The organism is Yersinia sp. J1 (assembly GCF_050586585.1).
GTDB classification, from domain to species: domain Bacteria; phylum Pseudomonadota; class Gammaproteobacteria; order Enterobacterales; family Enterobacteriaceae; genus Yersinia; species Yersinia entomophaga.
The window spans coordinates 37,851-51,508 of sequence record NZ_JBOBDP010000021.1; the positions used below are offsets into that span (position 1 = coordinate 37,851).

Genomic DNA, 13,658 nt, shown 5'->3' on the forward strand with positions numbered 1-13,658 from the left:
ATTATGGCCTCCCTTGTGGCAACGGAGAAGCTAACCACTCGGCGTAGGCCTGCGCATGGTTGGACAACACTTCCGGCTTTTGCCGACGCGCCCAGTAAACAATCATCGGATTTATCCAATGCATATGACACATAGACGCAGTCAATTCGAACGGGCGCAGAATGTCATCCATCGGATATTGGTTATAGCCGCCGACTCGATATGTCCCTTCAGGTTCGCCGGTGGTAATCACCGAACGCCAGTATTTTCCCCGCAGAGCATGGCCTCCGACGCCATTGGCAAACCCGCGCGCCAGTACGCGATCCAGCCATTCCTTTAATAAGGCCGGGCAACTATAGGTATAAAGCGGATGTTGGAAGACAATGACCTGATGCTCACGCAGTAGCTGTTGCTCGTGATGAACATCAATAAAGAAATCCGGATAATGTGCGTAAAGATCGTGCACAGTGACATGCGCTAGCTGCTTTACCGGTTGCAGTAAAACCCGATTGGCGACCGAGTCCTGTGATTCCGGATGGGCATACAGCAGCAAAACCTTCGGCGGCTGTGACATCATTCCCCTCCAAAGCGTCGTCAGGGTGCGGGTTTTCCGTTACCATGCGTCGCAAGACTTAAAATAGGGCGTTTAACGCCCTGTTTGTACCCAAAGTAGAAGTAGTGGGTATTGCAGATTAGGCTAGAAACTAATGCCTCTGCGACCTCAGGTACTAAGGGTTACCTTAATATAATGACAATTTAACATACTCTAAACATACGGCACTCTATGATTGTTTTCTCTTCGCTTCAAATTCGACGCGGGACTCGCGTCTTGCTGGACAATGCTACAGCGACCGTCAATCCGGGCCAGAAGGTCGGGCTGGTAGGTAAAAACGGCTGTGGCAAATCGACCCTGCTGGCCTTGCTGAAAGGCGAAATGAGCGCCGATGGGGGCAACGCCACTTTCCCCAATAACTGGGCGCTGGCCTGGGTTAATCAGGAAACCCCGGCGCTAGATATGCCAGCGATAGAGTATGTTATCGACGGCGACCGTGAATTTCGTCAGTTGGAATCCGAATTACAGGCCGCCAACGAAAAAAACGACGGTCATGCTATTGCTACGGTACATGGGAAACTCGATGCCATTCAGGCCTGGACCATTCAGTCTCGCGCAGCCAGTCTGCTAAATGGCTTAGGCTTTTCGCAGGATCAGTTGCAGCAGCCCGTTCATTCTTTCTCTGGCGGCTGGCGAATGCGCCTTAATCTGGCACAGGCTCTGGTATGTCGTTCTGATTTGCTGCTGCTGGATGAACCGACCAACCATTTGGATTTGGACGCCGTAATCTGGCTGGAAAAATGGCTGAAAAGCTATTCAGGTACGCTAATCCTGATTTCCCACGATCGGGATTTCCTCGATCCTATTATCGATAAGATTCTGCATATTGAACAGCAGTCGCTAAATGAATATACCGGCAACTATTCATCTTTCGAACGCCAGCGTGCGACCAAGCTCGCTCAGCAGCAATCGATGTATCAACACCAGCAGGAAAAAGTCGCGCATCTGCAACACTATATTGACCGTTTCCGCGCTCAGGCGACCAAAGCCAAGCAGGCACAAAGCCGAATTAAAATGCTCGAACGCATGGAAATGATTGCGCCAGCGCACGTTGATAACCCGTTCCGCTTTAGCTTTCGCACGCCGGAAAGCCTGCCCGATCCGCTATTGCGAATGGAGAAAGTCAGCGCCGGCTACGGCGATAAAACCATTCTGCAATCTATTAAGTTAAATCTGGTTCCCGGCTCCCGTATCGGTCTGCTCGGACGCAACGGGGCAGGTAAATCTACGCTAATCAAATTGCTGGCTGGCACGCTGGAACCACAAAGCGGTGAGATCGGTTTGTCGAAAGGCATCAAACTAGGTTACTTCGCTCAGCATCAGTTGGAATTCTTACGTGCGGATGAATCCCCGCTCCAGCATATGAGCCGTTTGGCGCCGAAAGAGCCGGAACAGCAACTGCGGGATTATCTGGGCGGCTACGGTTTCCAGGGTGATCAAGTCACAGATCCGACCGCTCGATTCTCCGGTGGAGAGAAAGCGCGTCTGGTATTGGCGCTGATTATCTGGCAGCGCCCTAACCTATTGCTGCTGGATGAACCGACCAACCATCTGGATTTAGATATGCGGCAGGCACTCACCGAGGCGCTAATTGATTTTGAAGGCGCATTGGTCGTTGTTTCCCACGATCGTCACTTATTGCGTTCTACAACTGACGATTTGTATCTGGTTCACGACGGCAAAGTCGAGCAATTTGACGGCGATCTGGAGGATTATCAGCAGTGGCTGGTCGATTTACAGCGTCAGCAGTCACAGCAAGGTAGCCCGGAAAAAGAAGTCTCTGGAAATAGCGCCCAGCAGCGTAAAGACCAAAAACGCCGCGACGCTGAGTTCCGCACGCAAACCCAGCCACTGCGTAAGCAAATCATGACGCTGGAAAAACAAATGGATAAGTTGAGCGCCGAACTAGCCGCCGTGGAAGATGAATTGGCAGATTCTGCGCTGTACGATATCTCCCGCAAGAGCGAGCTAACCGAATGTTTGCAGCGGCAAAATCAGGTGAAATCCAAACTGGAAGAAACCGAAATGAATTGGCTGGATGCCCAGGAGCAATTAGAGCATCTGACTAAGGAATTTGAAGAAAATTAAGCGTTTCCAAGCTGAAAACTGCCGCTATTCATGGATGATCGCGGCATGGAAAAAATTGATATCAGCATTATTGTGCCGGTGTTTAACGGCGAAGCCTACCTAGCCACGCTGCTTGATTCATTGAGCAGTCAGTCAGGCGTATCTTTCGAAATCATCGCTATCAATGATGGCTCCAGCGACGGCAGCGCCGCCATACTCACGGATCGCGCCCGCCGTCACTCTTTTCTGCGCGTCATACATCAACCCAATCAAGGTTTATCCATTGCCCGTAATCAGGGCATTGCTCAGGCAAAAGGGCAATGGGTCGCATTTGCCGATTGCGATGACTGGCTAGCGCCGAACGCACTGCAAATCTGGCTACAACAGGCCACAGAACAGCAGTTGGATCTACTGATTGGCAACGGCTATCGTTTCTGCGGCGAACCCACTCAGCAGAGCGTCAAACCTTTATTACCCGAACAACGCTGGCAAAAGACGCTCACCGGAAAACAATGGATTATCCACAGCGTCGCACAAAACAACTGGCTGCATTTTTGCTGGCTACAACTGATCCGTCGAGAGCTAATCCAGGCGCATCAATTAACTTTTACGCCTCATCAGCTCCATGAAGATATTTTATGGACCACTCGGCTGGCGTTAGCCGCACAGCGCGTAAATTACTGCCCTGAACCGCTTTATGGCTATCGCACCGCGCCCCACTCCATCACCAGAAAACACTGTTTTCATCTAAGAATGTTACGAGCAGCGAGTTATCTCGATATTATCAGCGAATTAGTCCGTATTGCGGCGCAATCAGAGCCAGTGCTGAGCAAGGCACTGCTACGCCACGCTAATCGAGAAAGCGGCCAGCTATTAGGCTTAACCCGTTGGCAAACCAGAACCTGCGCAGAGCGTAGCCAGCTTGCCAGACGTTTCAAAGAATTAGGATTGGAAATGCCCTTAATCCGGGGAGCGATCGGCCTGCGGGATTTCTGGCGGGCGCTACGTTGCATTATCATTTTCCGCCGCTACGCCAGACAAAAACCTTCACTTAAGGCCGATAAAAGGGTTTGTCACCGAGGATCGTGGCCCGATGCATAATCCGACGCTCCGGCAAATAATCCGCATTGGCGTAATGCTGGGTAACCCGATTATCCCAAATAGCCACGTCATCCTGCTGCCAACGCCAGCGCACCTGAAATTCGGGTTTCGTCGCGTGAGCAAACAGGAATCCCAACAAAGCCTCACTTTCTTTAGCGCTTAATTCATTGATTTTTGTCGTAAAACCTTCATTAACGAATAACGCCTGACGGCCACTGACCGGATGGGTGCGTACCACCGGATGCAAAAGCGGCGGATTCTTCTCTTTCGCCAGCAGCCAGCGTTGGTGATCTTCCAGCGTAGCCCGATGCTTATGCTCAGGGAATGATTTAGTAAAATCATGCTCGGCCTGCAATCCCGCCAAAAGCTGCTTAAACGGGGCAGATAGCGCCTCGTAGGCCGCGATGCCGCTGGTCCATAGAGTGTCACCGCCGGTAGCAGGTAGATGCTTCGCCGCCAGAATGGCACCCAACGGCGGATTGGCGATGAAAGTCACATCCGTATGCCAGTTATCATTATCCGGCGGATTATCATCGTGAGTATCCAGTACGATAATTTCCTCACACTCTTTGGCGTGTGGATAAACTGGATGAATATGCAGGTCGCCAAAACGCCCCGCCAAATCTCGCTGCTGCAACGGCGTTATCGGCTGATTACGCAGAAAGAGCACCTGATGTTTGAGCAACGCATGATAAAGCTGCTCAAATTGACTATCGCCCAATGGGCGGGAAATATCGATATTTTCGATTTGTGCGCCGATATAAGGCCCAAGGGGATTAACCACTAAACGTTCGTTCATTGTTGCACTCCGTACCAAGGGGTTAAGCGGCGCTGAATGGCCCGAAGCCCTAATTCCATGCTGAAAGCGATTATTGCGATTACGCCGATACCGGCGATAACCACATCCGTTGCTAAAAATTCACCGGCAGACTGCACCATAAATCCCAGACCTCGCGTGGCTGCAATCAGCTCGGCGGCGACTAAAGTAGACCAACCCACGCCCAGACCAATGCGGATGCCGGTCAGAATCTCGGGTAAGGCACTCGGCAATACCACATGTCGTAATACCTGCCAACGGTTGGCACCCAATGCTTGCGCGGCTCTGACTCGCACCTGCGCTACGCTGCGCACACCGGCTACCGCAGCCAGAGTAATAGGCGCGAAAATGGCTAAATAAATCAGCAAAATCTTGGATGTCTCACCGATGCCAAACCAAATCACCATCAGCGGTAAATAAGCCAAAGGAGGTACGGGCCGATAAATTTCAATCAGCGGATCCAATATGCCGCGTACCGTCGGACTTAATCCCATAGCAATGCCGGTTGGGATTCCCAGCGCGATTGCCGCTAATAAAGCCAGCATAATCCGCCCAAGGCTGGCGGCTAAATGCTGCCACAGCGTAGCGTCCATAAAGCCTTGTGGGCTGGCAATGGTCATGAGCTGATGCAGCACTTGCTGCGGCGCAGGAAGAAAGAGCGGGCTAATCAGTTGCAGCGCCGTAACGCTCCACCAAATCACTAATATCAGCGCTAACGTCAGCAAACTTAACCCTAAACTGCGGGGCAATAACTGCCCGATAGAGCGAACGAATCGGCGGCTAATTCGCCCTGAAGATGCCGTATTCGGTGCCGAAGAACGCAATGTGCTGTGCAGGCTCATATCAAAGCCTCTCGCTGCTGGAATACTTTACTCAGCACATATTCACGCTGAGCAATGAATTCTGGATCTGACTTAATTGAGCGGCAGGCTTCGCCATTGGCATATCGCTGACCAAAATTGAGCGTCAACCGTTCCACCACCTGCCCCGGCCCTGACGATAACAACAGTAGCTCGCTGGCTAAAAAAACAGCTTCTTCAATATCATGGGTAATTAACAGCACCTGCTTACCGGTATCGCGCCAAATATTCAGTAACAGTTCTTGCATCTGCTCACGCGTGAATGCATCTAGCGCACCGAAAGGTTCATCCAACAGCAGCAAGCGCGGCTCAACCGCCAATGCACGAGCTATTCCGACGCGCTGGCGCATACCGCCAGAGAGCTGCCAGATAAAGTGATGCTCAAAACCGCTTAATCCGACCTCGCCCAGCATTTTCAACGCCGTTTCACGTCGCTGCGAGGGATCCATTCCAGCCAGTTGAAGACCGAATTCCACGTTGCTAATCACATCTCGCCACGGCAGCAATCCTTCATGCTGAAACACCACGCCGCGATCGGCACCCGGCCCAGTAATCGGCACACCGTCTAAAGTGATACTTCCCGCCGAGGGTTGAATAAAGCCGGCAATCAGGTTCAATAACGTGGTTTTTCCGCATCCTGATGGCCCAAGCACCACCACCAGTTCGCCGGAGGCTATATTTAACGACACATTTTTTAATGCCGCTTTTCCCTGATATTCCGCACTCAGGCCGCTGACGTTTAGCATCTGGCCTCCTAAGGCTGCGGCGCTGCTTGTACCGCTTTAACAAAGCGGTCGGTAACGTAATCGCTGTAATCCTCAGCAACCTGCGGAATTTTCCCCTGCGCTTTCAGGAAGGCGGCAGTATCGGCAATCGCCTTATCCACGGGTTTGCTCAGTTGGGTAATTTGCTCGGCTACCGGTAAATAAGTATTTCCCTTCACTAATTCGGGAATCTGAGCTTCCGGCACGCCGCTCAAACGGGAAAGCTGTTGTAGATTTTGCGCGTTTATCAGCCATTGGTTCGGTTGAGACAAATAAGCCTGCTGCGCATCCAGCGCGCTACGGGCAAAGGCGGTCACAACTTCAGGATGCGCCTTGGCGAAATCTTTTCTCACCACCCATACATCCAGCGTTGGTGCCCCCCAGCGCCCGACTTCCGCCGAATCGGTCAACACTTTGCCTGTTTTCGCTAATTCATTTACCGCAGGTGCCCAAACATAAGCGCCATCAATATCTCCGCGCTGCCACGCCGCCGCAATGGCCGGCGGTTGTAAATTCAGGATAGTGACCTGATCGGGCTTTATCCCCCAATGTTTTAACGCCGCCAACAGGCTGTAATGCGTTGTAGAGATAAAGGGAACCGCAATGCGTTTGCCGATCAGTTCCTGCGGCGTTTTGATGTCTTTTTTCACCACTAAAGCTTCGGAACTACCGAGTTGAGAAGCCAGCAAAAACACTTCAATGGGAACCTGCTGACTGGCAGCAACTGCCAATGGGCTGGAACCCAAATTGCCAATTTGTACATCGCCAGAGGCCAGTGCGCGCACCACGCTGGAGCCACTGTCAAATTTGCGCCAATCGACCTTGGCTCCGGAGAGTTTGGCAAAACTGTTTTCTGCCTGTGCCACTTTCGCCGGTTCCGCAGCCGTCTGGTAGGCCACGGTAACGTCCACCGCGTGGGCAGCAGTCGTTGCCAGCGACAACACCAATAAACTCAAAGAGAAAGGTTTGAACGCCATGGTTTGCTCCACTTGGATAAAGTTGCCATTCAGTGACATCACTGCAGCAGGAGCGCAAAGACGCTCGGTATCCACAGTTGTACCCAAGAGAGATAACGACATAAAAGAATAAAAAAATATTTTTTATTCTTTTGATGAATAAGAGATAAATAAAACGGCAGAGTGAAGCTCGAGCCAATAAGAGGATCTGGGGTGAGTATCGCTGTCACAGACCCGGAGGGAAATAACCTATGAGTCTGATTCAGCGCATAAAAATCGAGATATTAATTACAACACAATTGCGCCTTGCAGAAATATCTTGGCATAACCGGCAATCACCGTGCGATCGCCTTTCAAGGTACAGAAAAGCTCGCCTCCCCGATGCGATATTTGGCGGGCATGGAGACTATTTTTACCTAAACGCGCGGCCCAATATGGCATCAAAGTACAGTGCGCCGAGCCGGTCACCGGATCTTCATTTCCACCCAACGTAAAGAAGCGCGAAACGAAATCGACTTCATCGCCGGGGGCGGTAACGATCACACCACGCCCCATTTTTTCGATCAGTTCGCCAATATCAGGCTGCAAATCATGTACCTGCTGTTCCGACGCCAATACTACTAATAGTGATTTAGCCTGCAACACCAGCTGAATGTCCACGTCCAGCAGCTTAGTTAAAATGTCTGGTGTAGCAATAGCTTGCGGCGGTAGAGAAGGGAAATTCAAGGATAACAGTTCAAAATCTTCGGCTTCGCGCTTCACATAAAGCTCGCCGCTGGCAGAACGAAAGACAATGTCACTCAAGGCCGGATTGACATGGCTGAACATCACATGCGCCGCTGCCAGCGTTCCGTGTCCGCACAAATCCACTTCCCGCGTTGGCGTAAACCAACGAATCGCAGTTTGATCCCCATCATCCCAAATAAAACTGGTCTCAGGTAAATGCAATTCCGCAGCAATGGCTTGCATGTGCTCTGTCGTTAACGGACGTTTTAGCAGGCAGACGCCAGCCGGATTACCCAGCAGACCCTCGCCAACAAAGGCATCTACGTGAAAATAGTTAAAATCGCTCAAATCGATATCCTATAGCAGCAAAGTATTGATGTGATTAATGCCAGATCAGAAGCACACAGGCCGCCGTCAATATCCCCATCGAGACATTAAAGGTAAACCAGGCGCGGCGGCTACGCAGCATTTGGCCGATCACACTACCGAAGCCCAACCAGACGATACCGCACACCAGATTGACCAAAAACATACCCAAGCTAATCATCACGATGGAATGATCATAGGCGGCACCGGCCAGACTGAAACTGGCAACCGAGCCTAATCCCATCAACCAAGCCTTTGGATTAAGAAATTGTAGCAGCCAGCCTTGATACAGACGCATCGGTTTAGGCGGTGCAACGTCGGTTTCGAGTTTTTGATAGGCAGAAGTGGCAACTTTCCATGCCAACCACAGTAAATAGAGGCTACCCAGAACTTTCAATGCCAGATGCAGCGAAGGGTAAATCAAAATCAGGCTGCCCACGCCGAATGCCACGAACAACAACACACTTTGCATTCCCAGCATAATGCCCAACATCAGCCAAATGGAGCGAGTAAAGCCAAAGTTAGCGCCAGAAGCAGTCAACAACATATTATTTGGACCAGGCGTGATTGCGGCAACCCAAAGAAAACCTAACATCGAAAGAAATAAACTTAGCTCCATGAAACGGGTGCCTCTCACCCTTGAAATAGATGCGATATACCATTGAAGCTAACAGTGTGATATTGATCATACAAGAGCAATAGCATGATTTAAATTCATCTTATGTATGAGATCTTTCGCCCGCTAGCCGGTGCCAGTAACCCACATTTACAGACTCTGTTACCCCGCCTGATCCGGCGTCGAATACGTCTCCAGCCGTTTTGGCAGCGCCTAAACCTGCCCGATGGAGATTTTGTCGATCTCGCCTGGAGCGAAGATCCAGACCTCGCCAGAGAAAAACCCAGAGTCGTACTGTTCCACGGTCTGGAAGGCAGCTTCTACAGCCCTTATGCTCACGGCCTGCTGCATGCCTGTCGAGAACAGGGCTGGCTCAGCGTAGTCATGCATTTTCGCGGCTGTAGTGGAGAACCTAATCGTAAATCCCGCATTTATCATTCCGGCGAAACGGAAGATGCCCGTTTTTTCCTACAGTGGCTGAGGGACAGCTATGGTCAGGTACCAACCGCTGCCGTCGGCGTCTCTCTAGGCGGCAATATGCTAGCCTGCTATTTGGCGCAACAGGGGGAAAATAGCCTATTGGAAGCTGCGGTCGTGGTTTCCGCTCCACTCATGCTGGAACCTTGTGCCTACCGTCTGGAACAGGGATTCTCACGGGTCTATCAACGTTATTTGCTCGATCAACTCAAACTTAACGCGACACGTAAATTATTAAGCTATCCCGGCAGCCTACCGCTGGATTTATCCCAGCTAAAAAACTTACGCCGGATACGCGATTTTGATGACGTCATCACCGCACGAATACACGGTTTTACCGATGCGCTGGATTATTATCGCCGCTGTAGCGCCCTACCCCTATTACCGCAGATCCGTACACCGCTGCTGATTATTCACGCTAAAGACGATCCTTTTATGACGCCAGACGTTATTCCCGTTCAAACGGCATTACCGTCGAATATTGAATATCAGTTGACGGAACACGGGGGTCACGTTGGTTTTGTCGGCGGCTCTATAAAACAACCGAAAATGTGGCTGGAACAGCGTATTCCGGCCTGGCTATCCCCTTATCTGGAGCAAAAATGATTATTCCATGGCAACAAATAGACAGCGCTACGCTGGAAAATTTGATCGAAGCTTTCGTGCTACGCGAAGGAACCGACTATGGCGAACAGGAACGATCGTTGGAACAAAAAGTGGCCGACGTACGCCGCCAGTTAGTCAGCGGCGAAGCCGTATTGGTGTGGTCGGAACTGCATGAAACAATCAATATTATGCCTAAAGCGCTATTTCGTGCCGGCTCAGAAGAGCAAGAATAATCCGTCACTCACTCTGTTATTTCACCGTGGTGTCCAACGCGATACCACAGTGAAACAAGATGACAAAACCGCCGCTTTGCCCTAAAAGTAACTATCAGCTATTTTTCTTCGGCCATTATCCCCAGCTCATTACTGGCAGATAAATCATAATAATCCTTTGAAAAATATAACAATAACTCAGTACCCTACGGAGCAGAACCCCTATGTCAGCCAAACATCCGGTGATTGCAGTAACAGGCTCAAGCGGTGCAGGAACCACAACGACCAGCCTGGCTTTTCGTAAGATATTTCAACAACTAAACATACGAGCAGCCCAAATCGAAGGGGACAGTTTCCACCGCTACACACGCCCGGAAATGGATGCAGCGATCCGCAAAGCGCGGGATCTTGGCCGCCACATTAGCTATTTTGGGCCTGAGGCGAATGATTTCGGTTTACTGGAGCAAAGCGTGTCTGAATACGGCGAGCACGGCCGAGGACGCTCACGCAAGTATCTGCATACTTACGACGAAGCCGTTCCCTACCATCAGGTGCCTGGAACTTTCACTCCTTGGGAGCCACTGCCAGAACCCACCGACGTTTTATTCTACGAAGGTTTACACGGCGGCGTAGTGACCGAACACCATGATGTAGCTAAACATGTCGATCTGTTGGTTGGCGTTGTCCCAATAGTGAACCTTGAGTGGATACAGAAACTGGTTCGGGATACCGGTGAGCGTGGCCATTCACGAGAAGCAGTGATGGATTCCGTGGTGCGTTCGATGGATGATTATATTAATTACATCACACCTCAGTTTTCCCGAACTCATATCAACTTCCAGCGGGTGCCAACTGTAGATACATCCAATCCTTTTGCAGCCAAAGCTATTCCGTCTTTGGATGAAAGTTTTGTGGTGATCCATTTCCGCGGGCTGGATCAAATTGATTTCCCTTACCTTTTGGCGATGCTGCAAGGTTCATTCATTTCAAATATCAATACATTGGTTGTTCCCGGCGGAAAAATGGGGCTGGCAATGGAATTAATCATGGCGCCTTTGGTACAACAATTATTAGAAGGAAAGAAAATCGGCTGATTCCGGCAGAGCCAATCAATACGTAACCTCTAATAAATGAAGACGGCTATCATTTGATAGTCGACTCTTATCAGTGAATAATCCATATAAAAATAATAAACAAAATCATAATTAAATACATCAACAAATTAATCACTTTTATTTAAAATAAAACAGTGCTAGTTTTTATTCGCCCATTACTGTTTCATACCCAATAAGCCATGCTGGAAAAACTTAAGGAGTGTATAAATGGAAATAGCGGGTATTGGCCGTACTGCACTTATAGAGACCGATAGATTAAGAAGAAATGGAAGCTGCGTATTTTCCACATATGAATATAGCAACCCGACTGGCAGCCATACAGATAGAATATTCATTCATGCAATAAATGAATTGGAAAACAATATTATCTTCTTTCCCACGGGCTAAAAGATAATGGCTCAATTGCGAAAATTGAGTACGCAATCTTGCCCCTAGCTCTAATTACCGTTTTATTATGCTTTTCAATTTAGTTATCGGAAGCAGTGGGTTAGCAACCCCCTCTCCGGCTCAGCGTTTTATCGGTATTACCAACATGATTCTCTGTGCTATTGGTACAGTTCTATACATCACAGTATCAAAGAAGGTGTTTCTATATGGCTGGCACACCCATGAGCGCCTAACGCTAAGGAATATCATTACATGACTAATCGCCGCTATTTATTTAAGCAACAATAGAAATTTATTACTGATAGATAAATATCACGCAGCACCTATTTCTAGGCTTATTATCGTAGAATATATTTTTGTTGTTTATCTTATTCAGATAACCATGTTCTATTTAACAGATATTCAGGTGTCGCTAAATTTATTAACACTACCTATTTTCACATTGTTATTGTCGTACCTCGACGAACGTATTCTGATTTCATCAAGGAGTATTTTTTCATTAAGGTTCATACTGGCAATGTTGCTGTTTATGTCCGTTTATAAATTAAAGACCATTCGATAACATGGAGTTAAACATGATTAAAGTCGTCATTGTTGATGGTTTTTCTTCCGGAAAATTTCTGGCGAAGGAACTATTTGATGCGGGTTGCTTGCTATTACACATTTCGTCTAGCGCTGATTTACATGATTACTACTATTATGGGTTTGATTATTCGATCTATTCGTCGCTACTCACCCATCAAAACTTATCCGATACCAACCAGGATGTTGCGCTATTCGCCCCCGATTACATCATTGCCGGAGCTGAAAGTGGCCTTTTGCTCTGCGACGAACTCAATCATCGCTTTGGTTTGCCTTTTGCCAATGACTATAACCATAGCGAAGCCCGCAGAAACAAATATGCCATGATTGAAACCATTACCCATGCCGGTTTAGCTGCCGCACGACAAACCACCGCCAGCGAATGGCCAGCCGCCGAAGGTTGGATTAAATCTCATCACGGCTACCCCGTCGTACTAAAGTCGTTGGCCAGCGCAGGCTCTGAAGGCGTATTCATTTGCCATTCTCAGGCAGAGGCTGAAGACGCATTTGTTCAAATAATGGGTAGCTACAGCAAATTAAATGCGGTTAATCAGCAGGTGTTAATTCAGGAATATCTCGACGGCGTGGAATACGTGGTGAATATGGTTTCACTGATGGGCAGACCGCTGGTAACTGAAGTTGTCCGTTACACCAAACTTCGTCTTGCTTCAGGGCGGATTCTTTATGATATCGATGAAATTCTGGATGCATCCTTCGAGCATTATCAGGCGCTGGTTAGTTACACTCGCCAGGTAATTGAGTCATTAGGAATTCGCAATGGCCCTAGCCATGCAGAAGTGATGTTAACAACGTCGGGGCCTAAATTAGTCGAGGTGGCCGCCAGAACGGACGGAATTCTGCGTCCTACCATATCGGCGCGTACCACCGGATTGGGGCAAATTTGTGCCACGGTTATGGCAATCACCGCACCGACGCAGTTTCTGTCATTTACCGAATGCCATCCGTCATACCAGCTACAAAATTACTCTTACAATATCGGCCTGATTAATAGACATAAAGGTATCTTCCATCAGCAGGATTTTTTATCCGAACTTCTTACTTTACCGTCTTTTTCACTGGCTGATTTTTATGTAGAAGAAGGTGATGCTATTGGGGTCACTCAGGATGTTTTCAGCCAGCCAGGTGCTATTTATCTGGTTCATTCTGACGCAGAAACCATTCGCAATGACTATCTAACGATCAGGCGCCTGGAAAACGACGGCGTTTATCTTAAAAATGTATAGGAATAAATACGATAACAGCCTGATAGAAAATCAAAAAATTGAACCGCGGCGATTGACTGTGAAATATGAATCGCGGTGAGTAAGGGAACAGCGGGGGATTTAACGATTTAAGATGTTTGAGTCTTTGAGTCTTTGAGTCTTTGAGTCTTTGAGTCTTTGAGTCTTTGAGT

At 49.0% G+C, this 13,658-nt stretch carries 13 protein-coding genes; 6 read left to right on the forward strand and 7 right to left on the reverse strand.

What is annotated here, in order from left to right; all coding sequences use genetic code 11:
• Position 1 precedes the first annotated feature (1 nt).
• Entirely contained in the window at positions 2-553 is a 552-nt protein-coding gene (kefG, locus tag ACQ4OC_RS18240) for a glutathione-regulated potassium-efflux system ancillary protein KefG (RefSeq protein WP_064515595.1), read from the reverse strand.
• A gap of 210 nt (positions 554-763) precedes the next feature.
• On the opposite strand from kefG, the gene ACQ4OC_RS18245 reads away from it, so the two are divergent.
• Positions 764-2,680, forward strand: coding sequence for an ABC transporter ATP-binding protein (locus ACQ4OC_RS18245; RefSeq protein WP_064515597.1), 1,917 nt, complete (start codon positions 764-766; stop codon positions 2,678-2,680).
• A gap of 45 nt (positions 2,681-2,725) precedes the next feature.
• Positions 2,726-3,760: a glycosyltransferase gene (locus tag ACQ4OC_RS18250; protein WP_064515598.1), complete on the forward strand. Its 1,035-nt coding sequence runs from the start codon at positions 2,726-2,728 to the stop codon at positions 3,758-3,760.
• Here the strand turns inward: ACQ4OC_RS18250 and tauD are convergent.
• The 6 genes from tauD to ACQ4OC_RS18280 all read right to left on the reverse strand — a co-directional run bounded on the left by tauD (position 3,711) and on the right by ACQ4OC_RS18280 (position 8,868).
• The gene (gene tauD, locus ACQ4OC_RS18255; RefSeq protein ID WP_120805372.1) at positions 3,711-4,559 is read right to left on the reverse strand and encodes a taurine dioxygenase; all 849 of its coding nucleotides are present in this window, start codon (positions 4,557-4,559) and stop codon (positions 3,711-3,713) included. The two genes, ACQ4OC_RS18250 and tauD, sit on opposite strands and share 50 nt — an antisense overlap.
• Complete coding sequence (gene tauC / locus ACQ4OC_RS18260; RefSeq protein ID WP_064515600.1) at positions 4,556-5,419, reverse strand: taurine ABC transporter permease TauC; 864 nt, start codon at positions 5,417-5,419, stop codon at positions 4,556-4,558. Before tauC ends, tauD begins: the two co-directional genes overlap by 4 nt.
• Positions 5,416-6,183, reverse strand: coding sequence for a taurine ABC transporter ATP-binding subunit (gene tauB / locus ACQ4OC_RS18265; RefSeq protein ID WP_430971479.1), 768 nt, complete (start codon positions 6,181-6,183; stop codon positions 5,416-5,418). The genes tauC and tauB overlap by 4 nt, the downstream gene beginning before the upstream one ends.
• A gap of 8 nt (positions 6,184-6,191) precedes the next feature.
• Positions 6,192-7,178 (reverse strand): taurine ABC transporter substrate-binding protein, encoded by a 987-nt coding sequence (gene tauA, locus ACQ4OC_RS18270; protein WP_430971480.1) that lies wholly within the window; start codon positions 7,176-7,178, stop codon positions 6,192-6,194.
• Between the two features lie 267 nt (positions 7,179-7,445).
• On the reverse strand, positions 7,446-8,231 hold the full coding sequence (locus ACQ4OC_RS18275; RefSeq protein WP_120805370.1) for a PhzF family phenazine biosynthesis protein: 786 nt from the start codon (positions 8,229-8,231) through the stop codon (positions 7,446-7,448).
• A 34-nt stretch (positions 8,232-8,265) separates the two neighbouring features.
• Complete coding sequence (locus tag ACQ4OC_RS18280) at positions 8,266-8,868, reverse strand: LysE family translocator (RefSeq protein WP_064515605.1); 603 nt, start codon at positions 8,866-8,868, stop codon at positions 8,266-8,268.
• A 102-nt stretch (positions 8,869-8,970) separates the two neighbouring features.
• On the opposite strand from ACQ4OC_RS18280, the gene ACQ4OC_RS18285 reads away from it, so the two are divergent.
• From ACQ4OC_RS18285 to ACQ4OC_RS18300, 4 genes are all read left to right on the forward strand, one after another.
• A complete protein-coding gene (locus tag ACQ4OC_RS18285; protein ID WP_064515607.1) occupies positions 8,971-9,948 on the forward strand; it encodes a hydrolase in 978 nt (325 codons plus the stop codon).
• Positions 9,945-10,181 carry a YheU family protein gene (locus tag ACQ4OC_RS18290; protein ID WP_049597236.1) on the forward strand — a complete coding sequence of 79 codons (237 nt, stop codon included), beginning with the start codon at positions 9,945-9,947 and terminating at the stop codon, positions 10,179-10,181. Before ACQ4OC_RS18285 ends, ACQ4OC_RS18290 begins: the two co-directional genes overlap by 4 nt.
• Before the next feature lie 203 nt (positions 10,182-10,384).
• Positions 10,385-11,254, forward strand: a complete 870-nt coding sequence (locus ACQ4OC_RS18295; protein WP_064515610.1) for a phosphoribulokinase — start codon at positions 10,385-10,387, stop codon at positions 11,252-11,254.
• A gap of 983 nt (positions 11,255-12,237) precedes the next feature.
• Complete coding sequence (locus tag ACQ4OC_RS18300; RefSeq protein ID WP_120805368.1) at positions 12,238-13,488, forward strand: ATP-grasp domain-containing protein; 1,251 nt, start codon at positions 12,238-12,240, stop codon at positions 13,486-13,488.
• Positions 13,489-13,658 lie beyond the last annotated feature (170 nt).

Excerpts from the sequence above, each read along its gene's own strand:
- kefG (WP_064515595.1), bottom strand. The coding sequence starts at position 553 with ATGTCACAGCCGCCGAAGGTTTTGCTGCTGTATGCCCATCCGGAATCA.
- ACQ4OC_RS18245 (WP_064515597.1), top strand. The coding sequence starts at position 764 with ATGATTGTTTTCTCTTCGCTTCAAATTCGACGCGGGACTCGCGTCTTG.
- ACQ4OC_RS18250 (WP_064515598.1), top strand. The coding sequence starts at position 2,726 with ATGGAAAAAATTGATATCAGCATTATTGTGCCGGTGTTTAACGGCGAA.
- tauD (WP_120805372.1), bottom strand. The coding sequence starts at position 4,559 with ATGAACGAACGTTTAGTGGTTAATCCCCTTGGGCCTTATATCGGCGCA.
- tauC (WP_064515600.1), bottom strand. The coding sequence starts at position 5,419 with ATGAGCCTGCACAGCACATTGCGTTCTTCGGCACCGAATACGGCATCT.
- tauB (WP_430971479.1), bottom strand. The coding sequence starts at position 6,183 with ATGCTAAACGTCAGCGGCCTGAGTGCGGAATATCAGGGAAAAGCGGCA.
- tauA (WP_430971480.1), bottom strand. The coding sequence starts at position 7,178 with ATGGCGTTCAAACCTTTCTCTTTGAGTTTATTGGTGTTGTCGCTGGCA.
- ACQ4OC_RS18280 (WP_064515605.1), bottom strand. The coding sequence starts at position 8,868 with ATGGAGCTAAGTTTATTTCTTTCGATGTTAGGTTTTCTTTGGGTTGCC.
- ACQ4OC_RS18285 (WP_064515607.1), top strand. The coding sequence starts at position 8,971 with ATGTATGAGATCTTTCGCCCGCTAGCCGGTGCCAGTAACCCACATTTA.
- ACQ4OC_RS18290 (WP_049597236.1), top strand. The coding sequence starts at position 9,945 with ATGATTATTCCATGGCAACAAATAGACAGCGCTACGCTGGAAAATTTG.
- ACQ4OC_RS18295 (WP_064515610.1), top strand. The coding sequence starts at position 10,385 with ATGTCAGCCAAACATCCGGTGATTGCAGTAACAGGCTCAAGCGGTGCA.
- ACQ4OC_RS18300 (WP_120805368.1), top strand. The coding sequence starts at position 12,238 with ATGATTAAAGTCGTCATTGTTGATGGTTTTTCTTCCGGAAAATTTCTG.